The organism is Limnohabitans sp. (assembly GCF_036804465.1).
Classification (GTDB): Bacteria; Pseudomonadota; Gammaproteobacteria; order Burkholderiales; family Burkholderiaceae_C; genus Limnohabitans.
Genome location: NZ_DAIRSK010000023.1, coordinates 1 through 23,300 on the forward strand (window position 1 = coordinate 1; position 23,300 = coordinate 23,300).

Genomic DNA, 23,300 nt, shown 5'->3' on the forward strand with positions numbered 1-23,300 from the left:
ATCAACGCACGGCAATCTTGCCATTCATACAAACCTTTCGATCTGGCGTGATTTGCAAATGAAGATCTCCCCCATGAACTTTGACAATTTCTTTGCACAAACTCAACCCCAGTCCTGAGCCTGAAATAGCGCCCTCCTCCAGCCCCTCGAGCTGCAGGTGCCGATAGAAGCGCTCAAAGATGCGGTCATCGAGACCGCTTGTGGTGAGCTTGGTTGTGTTGGTGATCGAAAAGTGCACATGGCTCCGAGTCATATGTGCTTGAAAGTCGATCGAGCCTTGGATGCGGTTGTATTTGACGGCATTGCCAAAAAGGTTTCGCATCAATTGAATCAACAAGTCGCGATCAGCCTTGAACAAGATGACCCCGTCGATGGCCTTTGTCAATACCAAGTCGGGCCTGTCGCTGTTGATATCGTCCATGATTTGCCCAACCACATCGCTGAGGTTGACCTCTTCCTTGTCAAGCCCAATTTGACCCGCGTCGGCTTGCGAGAGAAAAAGCAATTTGTTGGAAATGGAGATCAACCGCTCCACCTCCTCTGACACCAGCGACAACTCCACTTGAGTCGTGGAGCCGTCGGGCACTTGGTTGATCAATCGGTGCAAATGGCCGCGAATGATGGTGAGCGGCGTTCGCAGCTCATGCGCTGCATCGCTGGAGAAACGAGCCGCTTGGGTGTAGCTGGCTTTGAGCCTGTCAATCAATTCATTGAAATACCGAATGAAGATAGCGAACTCTGTGAAGTTGTCCTTGACTTTTATGTGCGTATCGGGGCTAGAGAGTTTGATTTCAGTGAATGCGTTTTGCAAATTTTTAATGGGTTTGAGTACGAAATAAATGATGAAAGAAGTGGTCAGTATCGTGAAAAGAATAAGCAAGGGAAGTGTTTTTAAAGCGACTTGATTTCTGACTTCCAATATTTCTTCCAATGGTTTTTGAAACGCGGTCGCCTTCACCGCAATATAAATAGACTGAGAGTCCCGCAACAAACGCAGCAGATGCCAAGTTTCTTGACGCCACGTGGTGGTGGTAGCTTCGAATGGTTTTGTATCTAAGGCCTGCCACTCAAGGGCTTGGGAGGTCAAGCTCAGCGCAAAATCCGCTGCTTCCGCGCTTGGTTGTAATAGGTTTGAATACACAAGAACATCATTGGGTTGAAGAAATGAGATCGTTCTTTCCAGACTCACTTGGAGCGTCTTCAAATCGAGGGTGCTTGGGTTGGCAACCAACTCTTTTTGCACTTGCAGCGCCACCACATCACTGAAGTACATCCGAAATGGTTCACCACTGGTCCACCTGACCATCATGCGAGATGCACCGACGAAAATGACCACGCACAAGGTAACCGACAAAAAAACATAAAACTTAAATGAGCGCTGCATACTAAACATTGTTAAGTCGATAGCCCACGCCACGTATCGTTTCTAAGGGAAAGGCACGCAATGCATCTGGACTGGAATCATCCAATTTGCGGCGCAGGCGCTGAATGCATACATCCACCACATTGGTGCCCGGGTCAAAGTCAACATTCCAGACTTGCTTGAGGATTTGTTGTCGTGTGAATATTTGCCCAGGCGACAACAAAAAGCTCTCCAACAACACAAACTCACGCTGCGTCAGTAAGGCTGTTTGCTTGCCCCATTGCGCAACACGTGAAAACCGGTTGAGCGTCACGCCGCTTTGCGTGATCGTGGGTTGCGCGCTCCCCGTTTGGCGCGCAATCAAGGTTTTGACACGCACCACCAACTCTTCAATGAAAAAAGGCTTGGCCAAATAATCGTCGGCCCCTTTTTCAAACCCTTTCAACCGATCGATGAGCTCGGTGCGGGCCGTGAGCATCATGACTGGGGTTTTTAAACCTTTGCGACGAATCTCACCCAGCACCTCAAATCCATCTAGCAATGGCATAGACACGTCCAACACAATGGCGTCAAATTTTTTGATCAAGGCCGTGTTGAGCCCTCTGAAGCCATCTGCGTCATGATGAACGGCAAACCCTTCCGCTCGGAAACCCGACATGATGAAATCGGCAATGTGTTGCTCGTCTTCAACCAACAAAATATTCATGATTTGATTTTGGCCTCCAATCCATGAACTTCTCTTTGAATTACGAGTTTGTAATCTTTGTGCTTTGCATGGCTTTATCCAAAAAGTGCTGCATGCACCTGTTTGACGTCGCTTGTTTTGAGGCTGCCAAGCTGCAACTTGCGCCGCCTACACTTGCGCCGTGACCCCCACTCAACCACGACACGTCGCCATCGTTGGCGCTGGCCCCGCCGGCCTGATGGCTGCTGAGATGCTCAGCGCTGCAGGCGTGCGTGTGCAGGTGTATGACGCCATGGCATCGGTGGGCCGAAAATTTTTGCTGGCAGGCTTAGGCGGGCTCAACCTCACACACGCCGAGCCTTTTGAGCGCTTCACCACCCGTTATGCCGAACGCAGCGAAGCTTGTGGTGCGTGGCTAAGCACATGGGATGCCGTTGCCATTTGTGAATGGGTCAAGGGCTTGGGTCTTGACACCTTTGTGGGCAGCTCGCAGCGCATCTTCCCCACCGACATGAAGGCCGCACCGCTGCTGCGTGCATGGTTGCACCGGCTGCGTCACCCCACACAAGGTGTGCCCGTGACGTTTCATATGCGCCACCGCTGGTGCGGCGCTTTGCAGCATGAAAACAACCAATTCAGCTTGCGCTTTGACACCCCTCAAGGCGTTCGCACGGCGCACGCCGATGCCGTGCTGCTGGCCTTGGGCGGCGCCAGCTGGGCCAAACTCGGCTCTGACGGCGCGTGGCAAGCCTGGTTGGGCGCATTGGGCATAGAGGTGTCGCCACTGCGCCCCAGCAACTGCGGCTTTGATGTGAAGGGCTTGAATGGTCAGACAGGCTGGAGCAGCCACTTGTCAAAGCAATTTGCAGGCGTACCGCTCAAGTCGGTTGCCTTGTCGTTCCACGACAGTGTGGGCCAGCGTTTTCATCGCCGCGGTGAGTTTGTGGTCACCGCCACAGGCGTTGAGGGCAGTTTGATTTATGCCGCATCGGCTGTGTTGCGCGACGAAATTGAGCGCAGCGGCACAGCCACCTTTCACCTTGATTTGAAGCCCGACTACACCCCCGAGCGCGTGCTGGCCGAAGTGTCGCATCCGCGTGGGACGCGCTCGCTCAGCAGCCATTTGAAAAGCCGACTCAACCTCACCGCTTTGCATTTGGGCCTACTGCACGAAGTGCTGAGCAAAGAAGCCATGGCCAACCCCTTGCAGTTGGCGGCGGCTATCAAACACCTGCCCATCACGCTTGACAAGACCCGTCCGATCGATGAGGCCATCAGCAGCGCAGGTGGCGTCCGCCTAGAGGCGCTGAACGCCCACCTCATGGCCAACACCCTGCCCGGCTTGTTTGTGGCGGGCGAAATGTTGGATTGGGAAGCGCCCACAGGGGGCTACTTGCTCAGCGCCTGTTTGGCCAGCGGACGCTTGGCAGGCCTTGGTGCAGCGCGGTTTTTGGACCACTGACACAAGCTGATTCTTGTTAGTTAACGCTCAGCTTCGCCCTCTATGATTGGGGCATTACTTCGTCTGAAAACCTTCTCACCATGTTTCGTACCCTGCTGAAATCCAAGATCCACCGCGTCGTGACCACGCAGTGCGAGCTCCATTACGAAGGCTCCTGCGCCATCGACGAACACCTGCTGGAAGCGGCCAACATCTGTGAAAACGAACAAGTCCACATTTGGAACATCAACAACGGCGAACGCTTCATCACCTACGCCATCAAAGGCGAGCGTGGCTCGGGGATGATCTCTGTGAATGGTTCAGCGGCTCGCCGCGCCAGCGTGGGTGACTTATTGATCATTGCCTCATTCGCGCAAGTGCATGAAGACCAAGTGGCTGGTCATGAGCCGCAACTGGTGTTTGTGGATGAACACAACCAGCAAGTGGGCTTGCGCCACCATGTGCCCACGCAGGCGGCGCCTGGGCATGGGACGGATGAATGTTGAGTCAAGCTGCTGTCAATTGCCGCTAAGATTTGCGGCATATGTTGCAGTACCAAACCGTCCCCGTCACCCCCTTCCAACAAAACTGTTCCATCGTCTGGTGCGATGAAACGCACAAGGCCGCCATCATCGACCCCGGTGGCGATTTGCCCGTGTTGCAAGACGCCTGCCAACAACTCGGTGTCAGGCTGGAACAAATTTGGCTCACCCACGCCCACGTCGACCACGCAGGTGCCACCGCCGACTTGGCCGAGAAGCTGAGCCTGCCCATCATCGGGCCCCATGAGGGCGATCAATTTTGGATTGACGGCTTGCCGCAGGCCGCGGCCAACTACCATTTCCCGCCCTCACGCACCTTCACACCCACGCGCTGGCTGCACGATGGCGACACCGTCACACTGGGCGCTCACACACTGCAAGTACGCCATTGCCCAGGTCACACCCCCGGCCATGTGGTGTTTTATTCGCCAGACATCAAACGGGCGTTTGTGGGCGATGTGCTGTTTGCTGGCAGCATTGGCCGCACCGATTTTCCGCAGGGCAACCACGATGATTTGATCAACAGCATCACGCAGCGCTTGTGGCCCATGGGCGACGACACGGTGTTTATTCCAGGCCACGGCCCTGAGAGCACGTTTGGTCGAGAGCGCAAAACCAACCCCTATGTGGGCGGTACCTGAGCCGTTTATTTGGCGCGCTCGAACAGCGGCATGACTTTGGGCAAATTGGCCTGAATTTCTTCAATGCGCGTGTTGCCCGATGGATGGGTGCTGAGCCACTGCGGTGGTGCACCTTTGTTGGCCGCACTCATTTTTTGCCACAAGGTCACACCGGCGCGGGGGTCGTAGCCCGCACGCGCTGCGATTTCCATGCCCACCAAATCGGCCTCGGTTTCGTCGTCACGGCTGAATTTAAGTGACAGCAGTTTGGCGCCTTGGTTGGCCACCAAATCGGTGATCTGTGGATTCACGCCAAAGAACACCGCGGCCACCGTGCTGCCAATGGCAGCCACGCCGCTGGTGGCGGCAGATTTGCCCATGCGCTCACGGGCGTGTTCGCGCAAGGCGTGCGCAATTTCGTGGCCCATGACCATGGCCACTTCGTCGTCTGTGAGCTTGAGCTGCGTCAAGATGCCGCTGTAAAAAGCAATCTTGCCACCGGGCATGCAAAACGCGTTGATTTGGTTGGAGCCCACCAGGTTGACTTCCCATTTCCACTCTTTGGCGCGCGGATTCCAGTCAAAGCTTTGAGGAATGATGTCTTTGGCAATGCGACGCAAACGCATGACCTCGGGATGGTTGTCTGAGCCCAGCGCGTTTTTGCTGGCGGCCTCCTTCATCATCTCGCCGTATTGTTTGCGGGCTGATTGCTCTACCTCCGCGGCCGGCACCAAGCCTGCAAAAACTGAGGCCTCGCGCTTGACTTCTACCCCTTCTCTGGCCAAAGCCACAGCACTGCCAAGGCCGCAAGCGCAGCCAACACAACCGTAAAGAAAAGCGCGTTTGGTAAGCATGAAAAAGTCTTTTTGTGAAAGCCTGAAAATACAGACATGAACGATACAACAAGTCCACCACGCACGCCGCCCGCGCAAGTCAAAAAACAAGGGTGGTTGCATGCATTCAAAGTTTATTTAGAGCCTGCCTCTTGGCGCATGTTGTGCCTTGGCTTCTCGGCTGGTTTGCCGCTTTTGCTGGTACTGGGCACGCTGAGTTTTCGCTTGCGCGAGGCCGGCATTGACCGCAGCACGATTGGTTTTTTGAGTTGGGTGGGCTTGGCTTATGGTTTTAAGTGGGTATGGTCGCCCTTGGTGGACCGGCTGCCCTTGCCGCTGCTCACACGCTGGCTGGGCCGCCGCCGCAGCTGGCTGCTGTTGGCTCAACTCACCGTCTGCGCAGGCCTGGTGGGCATGGCCTTGCTGGACCCGCAAGTCGCGCTAGAGCCCGTGGTGTGGTGCGCCTTGGTGGTGGCGTTTGCCTCCGCCACACAAGACATTGCCCTTGATGCCTATCGCATCGAATCTGCCGACGCCCAGCACCAAGCCGCCTTGGCCGCCACCTACCAAACAGGCTACCGCCTCGCCATGATTTGGGCGGGTGCGGGCGTGTTGTGGGTGGCCGCACGCGTGGCAGGTGCAAACGACACCGCTTACCTGCATGCGGCATGGCAGACGGCTTATTTGGTGATGGCCGCCTCAATGAGCCTGGGTGTGTTGACCGTGCTGCTATCGCCCGAACCATCTCAGCGGGTGATGCCGCCTGCACGCAACGCAGCCGAGTGGCTGCAAGGCGCGTTGATCGAGCCCTTTGCCGAATTCATACGCCGCTACCGCTGGCAAGCCGCCATCATTCTTGGCCTGATTGCGGTGTACCGCATCAGCGATGTGGTGATGGGCATCATGGCCAACCCCTTTTATGTGGACATGGGTTACACCAAAGACGAGGTGGCCGCCATCACCAAAGTGTTTGGTGTGATCATGACCTTGCTGGGCGCCTTCATTGGCGGTGTGTTGTCGATGCGCTTGGGCGTGATGCGCATCTTGATGCTGGGTGCAGTGCTGAGCGCCATCACCAATGTGTTGTTTGCGTGGCTGGCCACGCGTGGCCACGACTTGACGGCTTTGGTGTGGGTCATCTCGGCCGACAACCTGGCCAGTGGCATTGCCTCTGCAGCCTTCATCGCGTACTTGTCTAGTCTGACGAATGTGAACTACTCGGCCACGCAATACGCGCTGTTTAGCTCGATGATGCTGCTTGCACCCAAGTGGCTGGCGGGCTTCTCAGGCGTGTTTGTGGACGCGCACGGGTATGAGGCTTTTTTCACCAGCACGGCGCTGCTGGGTGCGCCCGTGCTGGTGTTGGTGTGGCTGGCGGCACGGGTGTTGCCGCAGACGCATGCAGAGCCAGCCATTCAAGCGCAAGACTGACCTCCCATTCATTGCACAATATTGCGCATGACATCTACACCTCTGAACACCCGCTTCGCTCAACTGTTTCAGCTCAGCTCCCCCATCGCATTGGCTCCCATGGCGCTCGCCACAGGCGGCGCGTTGACGGCGACTTGTGCGCAAGCGGGTGCTCTGGGCTTGCTGGGCGGTGGCTATGGCGACCTCGCCTGGACACAGCGCGAATACACCTTGGCCACAGAGTTGCTGAAAAGCGATGCCGCCAGCCACGCCCGGCTGGGCTGCGGCTTCATCACCTGGAAGCTTGACGAGAACGCCGAGGCACTCGACTGGGTGCTCACACAAAAGCCCTGCGCCATCATGCTGTCGTTTGGTGACCCACGTCCTTATGCGGGACGCATTGCCGACGCAGGGGCCCAGCTGATTTGCCAAGTGCAGCGCCTAGACCAAGTGGCACAGGCCATTGAAGCGGGTGCTTCAGTGATCGTGGCGCAAGGCGGCGAGGCGGGTGGCCACGGTGCCAACGCGCTCGAAGGCCGCAGCACCTTCACGCTGGTGCCTGAGGTTGCCGACTATTTAGCAGCACACGCGCCCAACACCTTGCTACTCGCCGCAGGCGGCGTGGCCGATGGCCGTGGCTTGGCCGCTGCGTTGATGTTGGGGGCAGATGGTGTGTTGGTGGGTTCACGCTTGTGGGCCACCACCGAGAGCTTGGCAGCCACGGGCGCCAAAACACAAGCCACACACACCAGCGGCGACGGGACAGCACGCAGCCAGGTGTTTGATATCTTGCGCCGTAAAAACTGGCCTGCGCCCTATGACTTTCGCGCGATTCGCAACGACTTGCATCGCGCACTTGAAAACGACATACCTGGTCTAAAGGCCAACCCAGAGCCAGCACGTGCCAGCTACGACGCTGGCATCAAAGCCGCTGATTTTTCGCGAGCGCATGCCACAGCGGGTGAGGCGGTGGGCTTGATTGCCGACGTGCCCAACGCCCGTGAAGTGATTGCCCGAATGACGCAGCAAGCGCACGCGCTGCTCACCCAATAAAAGCGCGATGAGCCCTCGCATATTGATCTTGTCGCACGACAACAAAATTGGCGACGCCATTGTGGCCACGGGCTTGTTCAAGCCCCTGCGCGCCCATTGGCCCGATTGCGAAATAGGTGTGTTGTGTGGTGGCAGCAATGCCGCACTCTACCGCCACCACCCCGATGTGAAGTGGCTGCATGTGTGCAACAGCCGCAATGTGTTTGCGCGTATATGGGCCAGCTTCAAGGCACGCTGGGTGGGCTACGACATGGTGGTGCACTTTGGCTTGAATTTGGCCAACTCGTCCGAGCAAATCGTGCTTAGCATCGTCCATGCCAAGCAGCGGTTTTTGTTTGCAAAGCACCCCGTCAAGTCGCTGCCAAACGATGTTGTGATGGATAGTGAGTTGAGCAGCCCTCACTACTGCGCGCGGCACTTGCGTTTTTTGCAAACCATCCAAGCCCCGCACAGCACCTACCAATACGACATCCAACTCGACCATCACTTGGTGGTACCCATGCCCAAATTGCCTGGCCCATGGATGGTGATCAACAGCCAAAGCAGCACCCCCAATCGTTCGCTTTCAATTGAATGGGTTCAAACGTTTGTGGCTGCTGTTTGCGACAGCCAACCCGACACACAGGTCCAACTGTTGAGTGCCAGTCCAGCCCATGAGGCTGAATTAAAAGCGTCCTTCCTTGGCTTGGGTCCACGTGTGCAGGTTTGCCAATACCAAGCCAGTGTGAGTTACTCGCTCAACGTCATCCGCGGTGCCGACATCGTGGTCACGCCCGACACCTATGCGGTGCACGCGGCCAGCGCATGGAATATTCCTGTCGTTGCTTTGTATTTGCCCAACGGGCCCACGATGGTGTGGACGCCGCTGTCTGACACCTTTGTCCAAATTGAAGCAGCCCTTGGCAAAGAAGTCAGCGACATCCCTGTGGCCGAAGTGCTGAAGGCACTGCATCAAATCAAGGCATCACCCAAGTCTGGTCGCCTGATTCGGCTCAGCTGACTTGATCCGTCAACGGGGCGAGGTCTTCGGCAGCACCCAACTGACTCAAGCCCTGCGTGCAAACCTCAATGAACTTTTGGCGCATGGCATTGCGTCTTTTCAGTGCTGAGCGTTTTTTTGACTCGACCTCGTGCTCTGGACGCGCCACCCACACCAGCGGCAGCAACCAATCTTGCTGCGCCGTCTGTTGTGTGGCACCCAGCTGCTGCCAGACATCGTCATAACGAATGTTGATGCGTTTTGACAAACTGAAATAGCTGGCGTAGGCGTGCTTCTTATCGGCCACACCCACGATACACACCAAGCCCCAAGCTTGCGCCATTGCCTGCAATGCGTTGAGCAAAATAAAGGTTGGCTTGGTTCGCTCTAGTGCTTGGGTGGCTTGTTTGACCAAATCTTTTGTGTTTGAAGTGCCTTGCAAGCAGCCCACAAACAGGGCATGTCCATCACCTGACAATCCCAACATTTGCGCTGGCAAAACACTGACCGACGATCTGAGCAACACAGCGCCATTCATGAGCAAGGTCACGGCCAACTCCCCCTCGCGGGACAAGCCACGACTCGGGCTCAACAAAATCTCAAAATCCGTGTCGCTGTGCTGAATCTTTGCCAGACTGACCGATCCTTTTTCATAAAACGAAAGCACCTCAGCCCATTTGAATCGGGCTAAAAACCAATCAAGAAAAGCCAGTTGCGCGGCCACACGTTGTGGCCCATCTAAACCCGTCCAAAGATAAGCACGCGTGCACTTCAATGCCAAAGACGCATCCATTTCTAGCAAACGTGTGAGCTGATGCGACTCAAAGTATTGCTTGACTTGTGCAAGCTCAGCACTGAATAGTTTTTGCCTGAGCTTGAACTTCAAGCGCCGCTTCATGGTCTGCATCTTCCCCCCGGCAAGGCTGTCGGTGAGCAAGAAGAGCTCCTCTGAGTTAGACCACATAAATCCTCAATTCACATAGGGGGCAGCGACGGTGGCTGCCTGTATTTTTAAAGCAGGCGATAGACACGCTCAGCCGATACGTCTTCCAGGCAACGCATGTGTCCCAGCGGGCAAGCGCGCTCATAGCACGGCGCGCAAGCCAGGGGCGGTTGGTAATTTGGGTCCACGCGCAACCACACCACACGCGCATGCTCATTCAAAGGTGGGGTGTGCTCAGGGCTGGACGAACCAAACACAGCCACTTGCGGCACACCAAAAGCAGCGGCCACGTGCATGAGACCCGAGTCATTGCTGACCACGCGGTGTGCGTCGGCAATGAGCGCAAAGGCTTGCATGAGATTGGTTTGACCAGCCAAGTTAAAGCAGTTGCCGCGCTTTTGGGCATTGGCAGCGGTGGCAATTTCTTGGCAGATGTCAAACTCTTTGCTCGACCCCAACAAAAACACTGGACGGTCCATCTTGCTGGCCAATTCTGCAAAGTGTTTGGCTGGCCAGCGTTTGGCGGGGCCGTATTCAGCGCCGGGCGCAAACACCACGTAACTTTTTTTAGCCAAGGTGGGCAAGGTGGGCATGTTGGTAGCCAACTGTTCCAGCGCGTCGTCCAGCGCACCCACTCCGGCTTTGAGCACAGGCCGTAAATCGCCCACCAGCTTCATCGGGCCAGTCAGGGTTTGGCCAATCAAACTGAGCGCGGCATACCACTCCACCATCGGAGGACGTTCTTCGGCTTGGGGGTTGTCTAAGCGGTCGGTGAGCAGGCCAAAACGCATTTCACCGGTGTAGCCCACGCGCTTGGCAATGCCTGCCATCCAAGGCAGCAGCGCACTTTTGAACGAATTGGGGCACACATACGCCACGTCAAACTTGCCGCGCAGTTGGTTGGCTAAGTTGATTCGCCCCATCAGTTGCAGGCCGCCGTGTTTGAACGGCATCTCAATCACCTCAGCCACGCCGGGCATGACTCGGTAAACCGGTGCAATCCAAGGCAAGGCAGCAACCGTGAGGCGCTCGCCACGGGCAGCCAAGCGGCGCAACAAGGGCTCGGTCATCACCGCATCCCCAATCCATTGGGGCGCAATGACGAGCCCGTTTTTAGTGGCCGTGGCCAACGTGCTCGCCGGCTTTGAGTGTGTACCCGGTGCCGCAGTAGGGGCACTTGGCATGGCCTGTGCGGGCCACATCCAAGTAGACCTTGGGGTGACTGTTCCAGAGCTTCATGTCCGCTTTTTCGCTGGGGCAAAACACGCCGCCATGACCGTTGAGGTCTTTTGCCAAGAGTTCAACTGGATTGCTCATGTTCAAACCTTTGTCAACCAATGTGCGTACTTGGGGTTGCGGCCGTTGACAATGTCAAAGAACGCCGTCTGGATTTTTTCTGTGATCGGGCCGCGGCTGCCCACATAGCCGTCCTTGCCCAATTCGATGCGATCGAGTTCACGGATGGGCGTCACTTCAGCCGCGGTGCCTGTGAAAAAGGCTTCGTCAGAAATGTACACCTCGTCGCGCGTGATGCGCTTTTGCACGATCTCTAGACCCAAATCTTTGGCAATGTGAAACACCGTGTTGCGGGTGATGCCGTTCAGGGCGCCAGCAGACAAATCGGGTGTGTAGATCACGCCGTCTTTGACCACGAAGATGTTTTCGCCAGCGCCTTCAGAAACAAAACCTGAGGTATCGAGCAACAGGGCTTCGTCGTAACCTTCGTCGGTCACTTCCATGTTGGCCAAGATGGAGTTGGTGTAGTTGCTCACCGCCTTGGCCTGCGTCATGGTGATGTTGACGTGGTGGCGGGTGTAGCTCGAAGTCTTGACGCGAATGCCGCGCTTCATGCCTTCTTCGCCCAGGTAGGCGCCCCATGTCCAAGCGGCGACCATCAAATGGATGGTGTTGCCTTTGGGGCTCACGCCTAACTTTTTGTCACCAATCCAAGTGAGTGGGCGGATGTAGCCTGACTCCAACTTGTTCTCACGCACCACCGCGCGTTGCGCTTCAATCACTTGGTCTTTGGTGAACGGGATGGCCATGCGCAAAATCTTGGCGCTGTTGAACAGGCGCTCTGTGTGCTCTTGCAAACGGAAGATGGCCGTGCCTTGCTCGGTGTTGTAAGCGCGCACGCCCTCAAAGGCGCCGCAACCGTAGTGCAAGGTGTGGCTCAACACGTGAATCTTGGCGTCGCGCCAGTCGACCAGTTGGCCGTCCATCCAAATTTTGCCGTCACGGTCAGACATGGATGATGGGATCACGACGCTCATGGGATTTCCTTTGGACTGAAGTTGTGGTGGTCGCCAGTTTTGGCGACATGGTGCATTTTAGCGAGCCTCGGGCCTGCGAATTGAAGCGCTTGTTCAAGCGCTTAGTCGTTGGCGGCTTGGCTGATGGGCTCGACGTCGATGGCCTGAAAGGGCCGATCCAAGGTCCAGCTTTGCAGCTTGCCCTGCGCAAACACGCAGCGCACCACCGATTGGCTGCCGTCGCGCCAGCTGAACACCTCGGGCTGCGCGCCTTTGTCGGTCTCGGCTTGGCCCAAAGCGCGGGTCATGGCGATCACGTGCATCAAGCTCACGCCAGTCCTGAGCTTGGCGTTGAGCATGACGGCGCTGTCCACAAAACCGATGGGGCGGTTGCTGGCCCGCTTCATGATTTGCACCAAGCGCGTGAAATACAGCAGCAGCCACATCACGCCGCCCGTCACCACCATGGCAATGCCCATCCATTGCCATGTTTGCCAAGCCCATGCCGTCAAACCCACGGCGCCAATGGGCACCAAATATCTTTGAAAGTTCATGCGACTATTGTCTCAGGGTCGACGGCTGCTCTCTGTCACCATGGTCTGACCAGGCGTGTTATTTGACGGTGCTGAGTTTTTGACGTTGGGCGATTTCGGCTTGGATGGCAGCCATCATTTTTTTGTCAGGCTGTTTCCATGTGCCCCCGGACTGATTGACCATGTAATTCACAGCCTCTGAAAAGCCCTGGACCGTCAAGTCTGGGACGCCCCCTTTGGGCGGCATCGCCCTCACGCCTACAAACCCATGGGCCGTGATGATGACCTGGCCCTCTGCCACCAATGGCGCCCACTTGTTGTTGTCACCTATTTGTGGCGAATTGGCAAAGGCTTTGGCGTGGCAATTGGCGCAAACCGCTTTGAATGTGTCCTCACCCGAAGCAAGCGCAGGTGCGCCCATAAAAACCAACCCTGTTGCAACGACATATTGATAAAAATACATAAAAACCTTTTTAAAAATGACTGAACGCTGCTACCTTGCGCTGTCTGGGCAACGCAAAGTCACTTGCAAACCACCCAAGGCCACTGACTGACCCACTTGCACATCAATGCCCTGAAAAGCCGCGATGTGGCGAACGATGGACCAACCCAAGCCACTGCCAGTGGCCGATGTGCCCAACACGCGGAAAAAGCGTTCGCCCAAGCGGGCCAAGTCCTCGGGTGATAAGCCTGGGCCACTGTCTTGAACGCACACTTGTATCTGAGCGTTGCCCAAACGCTGTGCCTGGATGCGCACCGTGGCCCCATTGGGGCTGTAACGCAAGGCGTTGTCAATCAAGTTGCGCAACAAGATACCCCACAGCGTGCTTTGGCCGTTGACCTGCAAGGGCTCAGGCGCCAGCAGCTCTAGGGTTTGGCCGCGCTGCAAGGCTTGGGGTGCAAGGTCGGCCAAGATTTGCTGAAGCAGCTGGTCCAGGCGCAACGGCGCCAAGGCCACCTCTTGCGGGCCTTCTAAATGGGCCAAGGTCAGCAGTTGTTCGACCACGCGCGAGGCGCGGTCGCAACCCATCAACGTGTTTTGCAGCGCAAGTTGACGTCGTTTGTCGTTTGTGGCTTCGCTCAACGCCACTTGGGCTTGGGCACGAATGGCCGCGATAGGCGTGCGCAACTCATGCGCAGCATCGGCCGTGAAGCGCCGCTCGGTTTGCATACGTGAGGCCAAGCGCTGCAGCAAGTCATTGAGGGCGTCGAGCAAGGGCTGCACTTCTTGCGGCGTTTCGGGCAGGCTGACGGGGGCTAGCGTGTGTGTGTCGCGCTTCAATAGCACTTGGCGCAAGCGCTGCAAAGGCTGCAGGCCTGAGCGCACGTTCCACCACAAACCTATCAGCAACAGGGGCAGCGCAAGGGTGAGCGGCGGCAAGAAGCCGCGCAGCACCGCCCACAAAATCTCGTCGCGGCTGTCCAATTGCTCGGCCACATAAATTTGTACATCGTTGCTTCGACCGGGCGCAGCAAAGACGCGCCACGATTTGCCGTCGGCCAACGTCAGCGTCTCAAACCCTTGCGTGTGCTGGGCCATGGGCGCATGCGCCACATTGGGCGAGTGCATCACCAAGCGGCCTTCGTCAAAGACTTGGTAGGCCACGCGATTGGCGTATTTGTGCAGGGTGGGGGCATCGAGCAGAGGCTCGTCATCGTCAGGCGTGGCGTTTTGTTGCACCACCAGCAAAGCGGCCGATTGGGCCAAGTGCGCGTCCAGCAGCTCGTCCACTTCGTGCTTGGCTTCGTAGCCCACAAAGGCGGCCGTGCCCATCCACACCACCAGCACCGCGCCTAAGGTGCGGGAGAGTAAGCGTTGTTGCAAAGACAATTTGTGTGCCATGGCGTTGTTAACGTCTACTTGGGCATGACGACATAACCCACCCCGCGCACGGTGTCGATCAGCCCCAAGCCCATCTTGCGGCGCAGGTGGTGGATGTGAACTTCAATCGTGTTGCTCTCGACCTCGTGGCCCCAGCGGTACAGATGTTGTTCTAGCTGTTCGCGTGACAGCACACGTCCCGCGTTGAGCAACAAGGCTTGTAGCAAATCAAACTCACGGGTGGACAGACTGATGGCTTCGCCTGCTCGGCTCACCTGCCTTGCGCTGGCGTCCATCACCACATCGCGCAGTTGCAGGGTGGTTTGTGGTTTGCCGTGGGCACGACGCACCAGGGCGTGTAAGCGAGCAGCGAGTTCGTCTAAATCAACGGGTTTGACCACATAGTCGTCCGCGCCGAGGTAAAGGCCTTCAATGCGCTGAGCCACGGCATCGCGTGCGGTCAGCACCAACACGGGGGTGTCAATGCCACGCGCACGCACGGCCTTCAACACAGCCAAGCCGTCTTGGCGTGGCAGACCTAGGTCCAGCACTGCCGCTTGGTGTTGCGCACTGATCAGCTCTCGCTCGGCAGCCACACCATCGCGCACCCAGTCCACCTGAAAGCCGCGCTGATCAAGGCCCGCACGCAGGCCGCTACCAAGCAGCTCATCATCCTCGGCCAGAAGTATTCGCATAGCCTCGCCACATCGGTCGCAGGGCGTGTGGGCCACGCCACACGCGCAACACCACCACCAACCCCGCATGGAGACACACCACAGCCATGGCCGCGTTGCCCAAACCTTCGTGCAGGGCTTGCAGGGCATCGTTGAACCAACCATCGCCTAACAACGCATTGTAGGTAGCCCACCCGCTGGCAATGGCCACCGTGCAAAACACATAAATGCAAAGCACCGCAGCGCTCAGCACCCAGCTGCTGGCACCCACCCAAAAGTTGCGGCTCAGCCATTCACCCTGCTTGAATTTATTCACCCACACGCGCCACATGGCCACACGACGCAGCAACAAACCCCAACGCGCCGAAGCAGGCCCCACCCATCCCCACAGCAAACGAAACATCAACACTGCCGCCAAGCTGTAGCCGCTGTACACATGCACCAAGCGCCAGTATTCCGACTCGGACGTGACATAAGAAATGAGGAATGCCAAGGCCATGCTGGCGTGCGCCATGCGCGTGCCCAGATCGACCACGGGCTTGCGCGGCACGGGCATGGGTGTTGGCCGCTGTGCGTGGCTGAGTTTGAAAACGCTGTCGCTCATTTGGGAATCCTCACCCGATCGTCTTCAAAATCGCCTTGCACCGCATCTTGGTGGCAGGCGGTGCAGTTGGCGGGGCTTTTGATGGACGCACGTTTGAACGTGGCGGCACTCACCTCGCGGTGCTTGCGCTCAAACCATGCCGAGCGCGTGATGCGGTCTTGCGGCGGCTCTTCACGCGCACGTTTGCCTTGGCCGCCGTAGGTTTGTAGCCACGTGTCAATTTGCTTTTGCGTGGCTGCATCCAGCGAGGCATCGCTGCCATAGTGTTTGTCGAGGCCATGCATCACGCGCTGCCAAGATGCATTGGGCAACAAGTGAGGCGGGAAAGCGAAGTGGCAACTGCCGCACTCTTGGGTGTACACCGCGGGTGGTGTCGGACCTTTGTAGCTATCTGCCCATGCTGGAGCAGTCGCTAACAAGCAGGCGGCTACTGCGCTTTGTATGAGATGTGTCAAACGTGAATGCATATCAACTCCTATCCACGCACAGACATGAGCCAAGCCAACACATCGGCTTTTTCGACAGCCGTGCATTCCCGCGCCAGCACATCTTTGCAATTGCGGCGAAACCACTTTTCAGCCTTGGCGCTGTCGCTAAAACGCTTGGCATTGGCCGCAGGGGCGAGGGGCTCGATGGTTTTGTCGGTGCTGGCATGACGTCCGCCAGACATGGGTGATTTGCCGTGACAACTGGTGCATTGCCACTCTTGGCCATGGTTGGCCTTGAAAAATGCTTCACCCTTGGCAATACTGGCAGCTTGACCTGCTTGCGCGGTGTAGCCTGCCAACAACTCGGCAGGTGTAGCGGCCATCGCGTGCAGCGATACACAAAGCAGGAGCGGGATGATTTTGTGAAGCATGGTGGTGTGTCTTTCACAGCCCATGCTAGAGAACGCTTCTTAGGGTTTTCTTAAGAAGCCTCTCAACCCAATTCGCGCACCAAGCCGATCGCCTCATCCACCCGTTCCACCGCATGCACGGTCATGCCGGGAATGGGCTTTTTGGGTGCGTTGGCTTTGGGAATGACGGCCACGGTAAAGCCTAACTTGGCGGCTTCTTTTAAGCGCTCTTGGCCTCTGGGTGCTGGGCGCACCTCGCCCGCCAAACCCACTTCACCAAACGCAATAAAGCCTTGGGGCAAGGGCTTGCCGCGCAAGCTGCTTTGAATCGACAACATCACGGCCAAGTCAGCTGCAGGCTCGCTGATGCGCACGCCGCCCACGGCGTTGACAAACACATCTTGATCCATGCACGCCACGCCCGCGTGACGATGCAGCACGGCCAGCAACATGGCCAAGCGGTCTCGGTCTAGGCCCACACTCAAGCGACGCGGCGATGGGCCACCACTGTCGACCAAGGCTTGAATCTCCACCAGCAGGGGGCGTGTGCCTTCCAGCGTGACCAACACACAACTGCCGGGCACGGGCTCGGCGTGTTGGCTCAAGAAAATAGCGCTGGGGTTGCTCACACCCTTCAAGCCTTTTTCGGTCATGGCGAAGACGCCAATTTCGTTCACCGCACCAAAGCGGTTTTTAATCGCGCGCACAAGTCGGTAAGTCGAATGTGTGTCGCCTTCAAAGTACAACACCGTGTCCACCATGTGTTCCAGCACGCGGGGGCCAGCCAATGCACCTTCTTTGGTGACGTGGCCTACCAACACCACGGCGGTGCCTGAGGACTTGGCCATGCGGGTGAGGTGGGAGGCGCATTCACGCACCTGCGCCACCGAACCGGGGGCGCTGGTGAGTTGGTCGGAGTACACCGTTTGGATGGAGTCCATCACCACCACCGCAGGTTGCAGTTTGTCAACCGTGGCCAGTATTTTTTCGAGCTGCGTTTCGGCCAACACTTGCACTTGGCTGTGGTCCAGCCCCAAGCGGCGCGAGCGCAACGCCACTTGGGCAGCAGACTCTTCGCCCGTCACATACAGGGTGCTCATGCCGCTGCGCTGCAAGCCATCCATGGCTTGCAAAATCAAAGTTGATTTGCCGATGCCAGGGTCGCCACCGATCAGCACCACGCCACCTTGCACCATGCCGCCGCCGAGCACGCGGTCGAGTTCTTCTTGGCCGGTGGGCGTGCGGGCCACGTCTTGCGCTTCGATGTCGCAGAGGATGGCTACTTCGGATGCGGGGGCCAAAGCGGCCATGCCTGCGTAACGGTTTTTGGTGGTGCCGCTGCTGTCCACGGTGGACTCCACCAATGTGTTCCACGCATTGCAGCTGGGACATTTGCCTAGCCACTTGGGCGTGATGCCGCCGCAGTCGGTGCAGGTGTATTGGGTTTTTTCTTTGGCCATGCAGCAATATTACTGGATAAATAGCCAGTGGTGGTGTTAGTCTTGGCTAAAGCCTACGCGCCCCGATACCGCACACATCAACTCATAAGAAAGGGTGCCTGCAGCGTACGCCACCTCATCAATGGGCAACACGCTGCCATGGCTGGACTTGCCCCATAGCGTCACTTCGCTGCCATAAAAAGTCGGATCGCCAGTTTCAGACTTGGCGGCTGCGCAAGGCGACAGGTCCACCGCCATCATGTCCATGCTCACGCGCCCCAAGGTGCGGGTGCGCACCCCATCCACCAACACAGGTGTGCCCGTGGGGCAGTGGCGCGGATAGCCGTCGGCATAGCCACAGGCAACGATGCCGATGCGCATGGCGGCGTCGGCGGTGAATGTTGAGCCATAGCCCACGGTATCGCCCGCTTGCAAGTCTTGCGTGGCGATGATGCGACTGCGCAAACTCTGGGTAGGCTGCAAATCCCATTGCACCGTGGTGTGCTCGGGAAAGTCTGGCGCACTGCCGTAGAGCGCAATACCGGGTCGCACCCAATCCGCAGCCACAGCCACATCGCTGGCATGGCGCAACAAACCTGCGCTGTTGCACGTGCTGCGCTCGCCAGGCAAGTCTTCGGTGGTTTTGGCAAACACTCGCATTTGCTCGGCCACGCCTTTGGGGCCATCGGCATCGCTGAAGTGGGTGACCAAGGATATTTCTTCTACCTGCGGCAGTTGGTTCAAGCGCGTCCAAGCAGATCGAAACCGCGTGGGTGTGAAACCCAAGCGGTTCATACCGCTGTTCATTTTGAGAAAGATACGGTGCGGCACTTGGGTTTTGTGACGGCTGAGCATGTCCACTTGCTCGTCGCAGTGCACGGTGTGCCACAGATCGAGACGCGAGCAAAGTTCAAGATCGCGCATGTCAAACACACCTTCAAGCAACCAAATCGGCCCACGCCAGCCGAGGCTGCGCATCTGCTGCGCCTCATCGAGATCAAGCAAGGCAAAGCCATCGGCCCCGCGCAAACCTTCAAAGACATTCGCAATGCCGTGGCCATAAGCATTGGCCTTGACCACCGCCCACATGCGGGCGTCGGGAGCAGCGGCACGCATGCGCGCCAAGTTATGACGCAGGGCGTCGGTGTGAACAAAGGCTTGTATCGGACGGGGCATAGGCAATATTGTGGCACCCGCGTGATATAACCTGTGGTCGTTAAAAAAGAAAGAAGAATCAACAGACCCACAGCCTGTGTGCGGGTTTGCCTGACCCATCTATGAAGCGCGGTTTCTACACCATCATGTCGGCCCAGTTTTTCAGTTCGTTGGCCGACAACGCACTGTTCGTCACTGCCGTTGAACTCCTGAAAACAGATGGCGCGCCCGAGTGGCAACGCGCTGCTTTGGTGCCGATGTTTGCCTTGTTTTACGTAGTGCTTGCGCCGTTTGTAGGGGCGTTTGCCGACTCGCGGCCCAAGGGCGAAGTCATGCTGCTGAGTAACACCATCAAGGTGGTGGGTTGCTTGATGATGTTGTTCGGTGTGCACCCCTTGCTCGCGTATGCAGTGGTTGGTCTTGGTGCAGCCGCATACTCCCCTGCCAAGTACGGCATCTTGACCGAGCTGTTGCCCGCATCGCAATTGGTCAAAGCCAACGGTTGGATTGAAGGCTTGACGATTGCGTCCATCATCCTTGGTGTGTTGTTGGGCGGTCAATTGGTGGGCCAAAACTTCTCTGCCTGGTTGCTCTCTTTTGATATGCCGTTCATCAACACGGGCATTGACACATCGGCCGAGGCAGCCATCTGCTTGTTGATCCCGCTCTACGCTTTAGCGGCTTGGTTCAACCAACGCATTCCTTTGACAGGTGCTGCCTACATTCCCATGCGTGCCGATCCCGACAAAAGCATGGCACGCAACTTGTTGGTGTTGGTGCCCGATTTTTGGGATTGCAACAAACGTTTGTGGAATGACAAGCTGGGCCAAATTTCGTTGGCCACCACCACTTTATTTTGGGGCGTGAGCGGCAACCTGCGCTACATCGTGCTCGCATGGAGCGCTGCAGCCTTGGGCTACTCCACCACCCAGGCGTCCAGCTTGGTGGGCGTGGTGGCCATCGGCACCGCTGTTGGCGCGGTGGTGGCTTCCATGAAGATGAAGCTCGACCATGCCACCCGACTCATGCCCTTGGGCATTGCCATGGGTGTGTTTGTGATCGCCATGAACTTCATCGACAACCTTTGGCTGGCGGTGCCTTTCCTGATCATCTTGGGGGGCTTGGGTGGCTTTTTGGTGGTGCCCATGAACGCGCTGCTGCAGCACCGTGGCCACAACCTGATGGGTGCCGGCCGATCGATTGCGGTGCAAAACATGAACGAACAGCTGTGCATTCTGGGCCTGGGCTTTTTGTACACCTTCAGCACTGGCATGGGTCTGAGCGCGTTTGGCGCCATCACCGCATTTGGCGCATTGGTAGGCTTTGTGATGTGGCTCATCAAGCTTTGGCATGAGAACAACCTCCTGCACCACCGCGATGAATTGGCGCGTTTGATGCACATCGCGCGCAACGACGACCTGCACGGGTAAGCCCAGAGCGAGCCTCACATGACAAGCCCCATGCTGGCTGTGTTGGCCCTGGCGCTGAATGCCTTGGTATGGGGCCTGTCTTGGTGGCCATTGCGCCAGCTCGACGCAAACGGCTTGCACCCCCTGTGGTCCACCGCTTGCGTGTTCACCTTGGCCACCTTGGTGCTGACACTCGTCCGCCCGTCGGGCTGGGGGCACTTCAAGCAATACCCGCAACTTTGGTGGCTCATGGCAGCCTCAGGCCTGACCAATGTGGGTTTTAACTGGGCTGTCACCACGGGCGATGTGGTGCGCGTGGTGTTGCTGTTTTATCTCATGCCGACTTGGTCGCTGCTGCTGGCTTGGTGGCTGTTGGGCGATCGGCCTACACGGGGTGCGTTGGCGCGCTTGGGACTTGCGCTACTCGGTGTGGTGCTGGTACTCAAAGCACCCGAATCCCCCTGGCCGCTGCCGCAAGACTTGCCAGACATCTTGGCGTTACTGGCGGGCTTTTGCTTTGCACTCACCAACATCTGGTTGCTGAGGCTGCAGCACACACCCGAGTCCGCGCGCATGATGGCCATGTTTGGTGGGGGTGCATGCATGGCGTTGGCGTGTGCCTTGGTGCCATGGGCAGATGGCTTGGGTGCGTCGGCTGCCATGGCATGGCTGAGTGATGCGTCCTTGGCACAAGCCACCACGTGGGCGCCTTATCTAGTGGGCCTGAGCGTGGCCTTTTTGGTATCCAACTTCAGCCTGCAATATGGCGCCGCACGGTTGAGCGCGCACACCACCGCCATGGTGATGATGTCAGAGGTGGTGTTTGCCAGCGTGTCCTCTGTGGCACTAGGGGCATCGGCGCTGAGCTGGCGCATCGGCCTAGGTGGCGGCATGATTGTGCTGGCGGCGCTGCTGGCCTCTCAATCCCACACCTCGAAAGACACCACACCATGACCGCATTGACCGACTTCACCGCCTCCCACATTGACGGCACACCTGCGGCGTTTGCCAAGCTGCAAGGCAAGGTGGTGTTGATTGTCAACACCGCCAGTGCGTGTGGCTTCACGCCGCAATTTGAAGGCTTAGAAGCCCTGCACAAAACCTACGGCGCACAAGGCTTGGCCGTGATTGGTTTTCCTTGCAACCAGTTTGGCGCACAAGACTCGGGCACCAATGCCGAGATTGGCGCGTTTTGCCAGCGAAACTACGGCGTGAGTTTTACGATGATGGAAAAAGTGGAGGTCAATGGCGACCAGGCCCACCCTTTGTTCAAGTGGCTCAAGGCCGAAGCACCTGGCATGCTGGGCAGCGAGGCCATCAAGTGGAACTTCACCAAGTTTTTGGTGGGCAAAGACGGCCATGTGATCAAGCGCTATGCGTCTATCGATGCGCCCGCCAAATTGACGGGTGATATTGAAGCGGCCTTAGCCGCTTGATCAGTTCAACGCCTCATCCAGCACTTCCACCCAGTGCCTCACCGGCACATCCGTGCCGCTTTGCAAGTGGGTGATGCAGCCCACGTTGGCACTCAAGATCGCTTTAGGTTTCAGTGCATCTAAGTGGCCCAACTTGCGGTCGCGCAAGGTGGTGCTGATGCCGGGGTTGAGCACACTGTAAGTGCCCGCTGAGCCGCAGCACAAATGCGCTTCAGTGTTGGCCACTTGGATGGCAAAGCCCAAATCGGCCAAATGCTTTTCAACACCGCCTTTGAGCTGTTGGCCATGCTGCAAGGTGCAGGGCGGGTGGAAAGCTTGCATGCCTGCGTTGGCGAGCACTTGCGCTTTCAACTGAGGCTTGAGCACGGGCACCAACTCGGGCAACAACTCACTCAAGTCTTTCGTGAGTTCGCTGATGCGCTGGGCTTTGGCTGCATACACGGCATCGTCTTTGAGCACATGGCCGTAGTCTTTGACCATCACACCGCAGCCTGAGGCGTTCATCACGATGGCCTCGACTTCGTATGAACCGCCTGGCTCAACAAAGGGCCACCATGCGTCGATGTTGGCGCGCATGTGCGCCTTGCCACCGTCTTGGTCGTTCAAGTGAAATTTCACCGCGCCGCAGCAACCCGCCTTGGGCGCGACGAGGGTTTGAATGCCTGCTGCATTCAACACACGTGCCGTGGCGGTGTTGATGTTGGGCAACATGGCGGGCTGCACACAGCCCGCAAGCATCAAGACCTTGCGGGCGTGCGTTTGGGTGGGCCACACCACGCCGTTGCGTGATGCAATTTGTGGTGCAGGCACTTTGGCTTGGAGGGCGGCGGGCAATACCTCACGAACGGCTTGGCCCAGTTTCATGGCGGGGCCAAACAGCGGCGAGGGCAAGCCTTCTTTCAAGGCCCAACGCAACAGGCGCTCGCCCATGGGGCGCGGCACTTGGGCATCCACCACTTGGCGGCCCACGTCTACCAAGTGGCCATATTGCACGCCGCTGGGGCAAGTGCTTTCGCAGCTGCGGCAGGTGAGACAGCGGTCCAGGTGCTGCTGTGTTTTGCGCGTGGGGGTGGCACCCTCAAAGACTTGCTTGATCAAATAAATGCGGCCGCGCGGGCCGTCTAGCTCATCACCCAGCAGCTGGTAGGTGGGGCAAGTGGCGGTGCAAAAACCGCAGTGCACGCACTTGCGCAAAATAGCTTCAGCGGCTTCGCCTTCGGGCGTGCCGACGTATTGAGGGGCCAGGTTGGTTTGCATGTGGGGATTTGT

Annotated in this window: 26 protein-coding genes; 9 read left to right on the plus strand and 17 right to left on the minus strand. The window is 57.6% G+C overall.

Annotated features, from left to right (window positions below):
* Position 1: 1 nt before the first annotated feature.
* Positions 2–1,384 (minus strand): sensor histidine kinase, encoded by a 1,383-nt coding sequence (locus tag V7Q41_RS11890; RefSeq protein WP_333846083.1) that lies wholly within the window; start codon positions 1,382–1,384, stop codon positions 2–4.
* Position 1,385: 1 nt separating this feature from the next.
* On the minus strand, positions 1,386–2,069 hold the full coding sequence (locus V7Q41_RS11895; protein ID WP_333846084.1) for a response regulator transcription factor: 684 nt from the start codon (positions 2,067–2,069) through the stop codon (positions 1,386–1,388).
* Positions 2,070–2,229: 160 nt separating this feature from the next.
* On the opposite strand from V7Q41_RS11895, the gene V7Q41_RS11900 reads away from it, so the two are divergent.
* The 3 genes from V7Q41_RS11900 to V7Q41_RS11910 all read left to right on the plus strand — a co-directional run bounded on the left by V7Q41_RS11900 (position 2,230) and on the right by V7Q41_RS11910 (position 4,672).
* A complete protein-coding gene (locus tag V7Q41_RS11900) occupies positions 2,230–3,510 on the plus strand; it encodes a TIGR03862 family flavoprotein (RefSeq protein WP_333846085.1) in 1,281 nt (426 codons plus the stop codon).
* Positions 3,511–3,590: 80 nt separating this feature from the next.
* The gene (panD, locus tag V7Q41_RS11905; protein ID WP_333846086.1) at positions 3,591–3,995 is read left to right on the plus strand and encodes an aspartate 1-decarboxylase; all 405 of its coding nucleotides are present in this window, start codon (positions 3,591–3,593) and stop codon (positions 3,993–3,995) included.
* A 38-nt stretch (positions 3,996–4,033) separates the two neighbouring features.
* Positions 4,034–4,672: an MBL fold metallo-hydrolase gene (locus V7Q41_RS11910; protein ID WP_333846087.1), complete on the plus strand. Its 639-nt coding sequence runs from the start codon at positions 4,034–4,036 to the stop codon at positions 4,670–4,672.
* A gap of 5 nt (positions 4,673–4,677) precedes the next feature.
* On the opposite strand, the gene V7Q41_RS11915 is transcribed toward V7Q41_RS11910, so the two are convergent.
* Complete coding sequence (locus V7Q41_RS11915) at positions 4,678–5,505, minus strand: M48 family metallopeptidase (protein ID WP_333846088.1); 828 nt, start codon at positions 5,503–5,505, stop codon at positions 4,678–4,680.
* 36 nt (positions 5,506–5,541) lie between these two features.
* On the opposite strand from V7Q41_RS11915, the gene V7Q41_RS11920 reads away from it, so the two are divergent.
* From V7Q41_RS11920 to V7Q41_RS11930, 3 genes are read left to right on the plus strand one after another with little or no spacing between them, the layout of a single operon-like run.
* On the plus strand, positions 5,542–6,915 hold the full coding sequence (locus V7Q41_RS11920) for an AmpG family muropeptide MFS transporter (RefSeq protein ID WP_333846089.1): 1,374 nt from the start codon (positions 5,542–5,544) through the stop codon (positions 6,913–6,915).
* 27 nt (positions 6,916–6,942) lie between these two features.
* A complete protein-coding gene (locus V7Q41_RS11925; RefSeq protein WP_333846091.1) occupies positions 6,943–7,947 on the plus strand; it encodes an NAD(P)H-dependent flavin oxidoreductase in 1,005 nt (334 codons plus the stop codon).
* A 7-nt stretch (positions 7,948–7,954) separates the two neighbouring features.
* Positions 7,955–8,947, plus strand: coding sequence for a glycosyltransferase family 9 protein (locus V7Q41_RS11930; RefSeq protein ID WP_333846093.1), 993 nt, complete (start codon positions 7,955–7,957; stop codon positions 8,945–8,947).
* On the opposite strand, the gene V7Q41_RS11935 is transcribed toward V7Q41_RS11930, so the two are convergent.
* The 13 genes from V7Q41_RS11935 to alr form a co-directional block, all read right to left on the minus strand.
* Positions 8,940–9,863 carry a DUF535 family protein gene (locus V7Q41_RS11935; RefSeq protein ID WP_333846094.1) on the minus strand — a complete coding sequence of 308 codons (924 nt, stop codon included), beginning with the start codon at positions 9,861–9,863 and terminating at the stop codon, positions 8,940–8,942. The genes V7Q41_RS11930 and V7Q41_RS11935 overlap by 8 nt on opposite strands.
* Before the next feature lie 74 nt (positions 9,864–9,937).
* Positions 9,938–10,999, minus strand: a complete 1,062-nt coding sequence (gene waaF / locus V7Q41_RS11940; protein ID WP_333846095.1) for a lipopolysaccharide heptosyltransferase II — start codon at positions 10,997–10,999, stop codon at positions 9,938–9,940.
* Positions 10,983–11,186: a zinc-finger domain-containing protein gene (locus tag V7Q41_RS11945; RefSeq protein WP_333846096.1), complete on the minus strand. Its 204-nt coding sequence runs from the start codon at positions 11,184–11,186 to the stop codon at positions 10,983–10,985. The genes waaF and V7Q41_RS11945 overlap by 17 nt, the downstream gene beginning before the upstream one ends.
* Before the next feature lie 2 nt (positions 11,187–11,188).
* Positions 11,189–12,142, minus strand: a complete 954-nt coding sequence (locus V7Q41_RS11950) for a branched-chain amino acid transaminase (RefSeq protein WP_333846098.1) — start codon at positions 12,140–12,142, stop codon at positions 11,189–11,191.
* A gap of 101 nt (positions 12,143–12,243) precedes the next feature.
* A complete protein-coding gene (locus tag V7Q41_RS11955; RefSeq protein WP_333846099.1) occupies positions 12,244–12,675 on the minus strand; it encodes a glycerate kinase in 432 nt (143 codons plus the stop codon).
* A 58-nt stretch (positions 12,676–12,733) separates the two neighbouring features.
* Positions 12,734–13,117, minus strand: a complete 384-nt coding sequence (locus tag V7Q41_RS11960; protein WP_333846100.1) for a c-type cytochrome — start codon at positions 13,115–13,117, stop codon at positions 12,734–12,736.
* A gap of 30 nt (positions 13,118–13,147) precedes the next feature.
* Positions 13,148–14,497: an ATP-binding protein gene (locus V7Q41_RS11965; RefSeq protein ID WP_333846101.1), complete on the minus strand. Its 1,350-nt coding sequence runs from the start codon at positions 14,495–14,497 to the stop codon at positions 13,148–13,150.
* Positions 14,498–14,511: 14 nt separating this feature from the next.
* The gene (locus V7Q41_RS11970) at positions 14,512–15,171 is read right to left on the minus strand and encodes a winged helix-turn-helix domain-containing protein (RefSeq protein ID WP_333846102.1); all 660 of its coding nucleotides are present in this window, start codon (positions 15,169–15,171) and stop codon (positions 14,512–14,514) included.
* A complete protein-coding gene (locus V7Q41_RS11975; protein WP_333846103.1) occupies positions 15,146–15,754 on the minus strand; it encodes a cytochrome b/b6 domain-containing protein in 609 nt (202 codons plus the stop codon). The genes V7Q41_RS11970 and V7Q41_RS11975 overlap by 26 nt, the downstream gene beginning before the upstream one ends.
* On the minus strand, positions 15,751–16,221 hold the full coding sequence (locus tag V7Q41_RS11980) for a diheme cytochrome c (RefSeq protein WP_333846104.1): 471 nt from the start codon (positions 16,219–16,221) through the stop codon (positions 15,751–15,753). Before V7Q41_RS11980 ends, V7Q41_RS11975 begins: the two co-directional genes overlap by 4 nt.
* An 8-nt stretch (positions 16,222–16,229) precedes the next feature.
* A complete protein-coding gene (locus V7Q41_RS11985; protein ID WP_333846105.1) occupies positions 16,230–16,613 on the minus strand; it encodes a DUF1924 domain-containing protein in 384 nt (127 codons plus the stop codon).
* Between the two features lie 62 nt (positions 16,614–16,675).
* Positions 16,676–18,052 (minus strand): DNA repair protein RadA, encoded by a 1,377-nt coding sequence (gene radA, locus V7Q41_RS11990; RefSeq protein WP_333846106.1) that lies wholly within the window; start codon positions 18,050–18,052, stop codon positions 16,676–16,678.
* Between the two features lie 36 nt (positions 18,053–18,088).
* The gene (gene alr, locus V7Q41_RS11995) at positions 18,089–19,207 is read right to left on the minus strand and encodes an alanine racemase (RefSeq protein WP_333846107.1); all 1,119 of its coding nucleotides are present in this window, start codon (positions 19,205–19,207) and stop codon (positions 18,089–18,091) included.
* Positions 19,208–19,308: 101 nt separating this feature from the next.
* On the opposite strand from alr, the gene lplT reads away from it, so the two are divergent.
* Genes lplT through V7Q41_RS12010 form a run of 3 tightly spaced genes read left to right on the plus strand, consistent with a single transcriptional unit; the run spans position 19,309 to position 22,031 of the window.
* Positions 19,309–20,616, plus strand: a complete 1,308-nt coding sequence (lplT, locus tag V7Q41_RS12000; RefSeq protein WP_333846108.1) for a lysophospholipid transporter LplT — start codon at positions 19,309–19,311, stop codon at positions 20,614–20,616.
* An 18-nt stretch (positions 20,617–20,634) separates the two neighbouring features.
* Positions 20,635–21,549: a DMT family transporter gene (locus V7Q41_RS12005; RefSeq protein ID WP_333846109.1), complete on the plus strand. Its 915-nt coding sequence runs from the start codon at positions 20,635–20,637 to the stop codon at positions 21,547–21,549.
* Positions 21,546–22,031 carry a glutathione peroxidase gene (locus V7Q41_RS12010; RefSeq protein ID WP_333846110.1) on the plus strand — a complete coding sequence of 162 codons (486 nt, stop codon included), beginning with the start codon at positions 21,546–21,548 and terminating at the stop codon, positions 22,029–22,031. The genes V7Q41_RS12005 and V7Q41_RS12010 overlap by 4 nt, the downstream gene beginning before the upstream one ends.
* On the opposite strand, the gene glcF is transcribed toward V7Q41_RS12010, so the two are convergent.
* Entirely contained in the window at positions 22,032–23,288 is a 1,257-nt protein-coding gene (gene glcF, locus V7Q41_RS12015) for a glycolate oxidase subunit GlcF (RefSeq protein ID WP_333846111.1), read from the minus strand.
* Positions 23,289–23,300 lie beyond the last annotated feature (12 nt).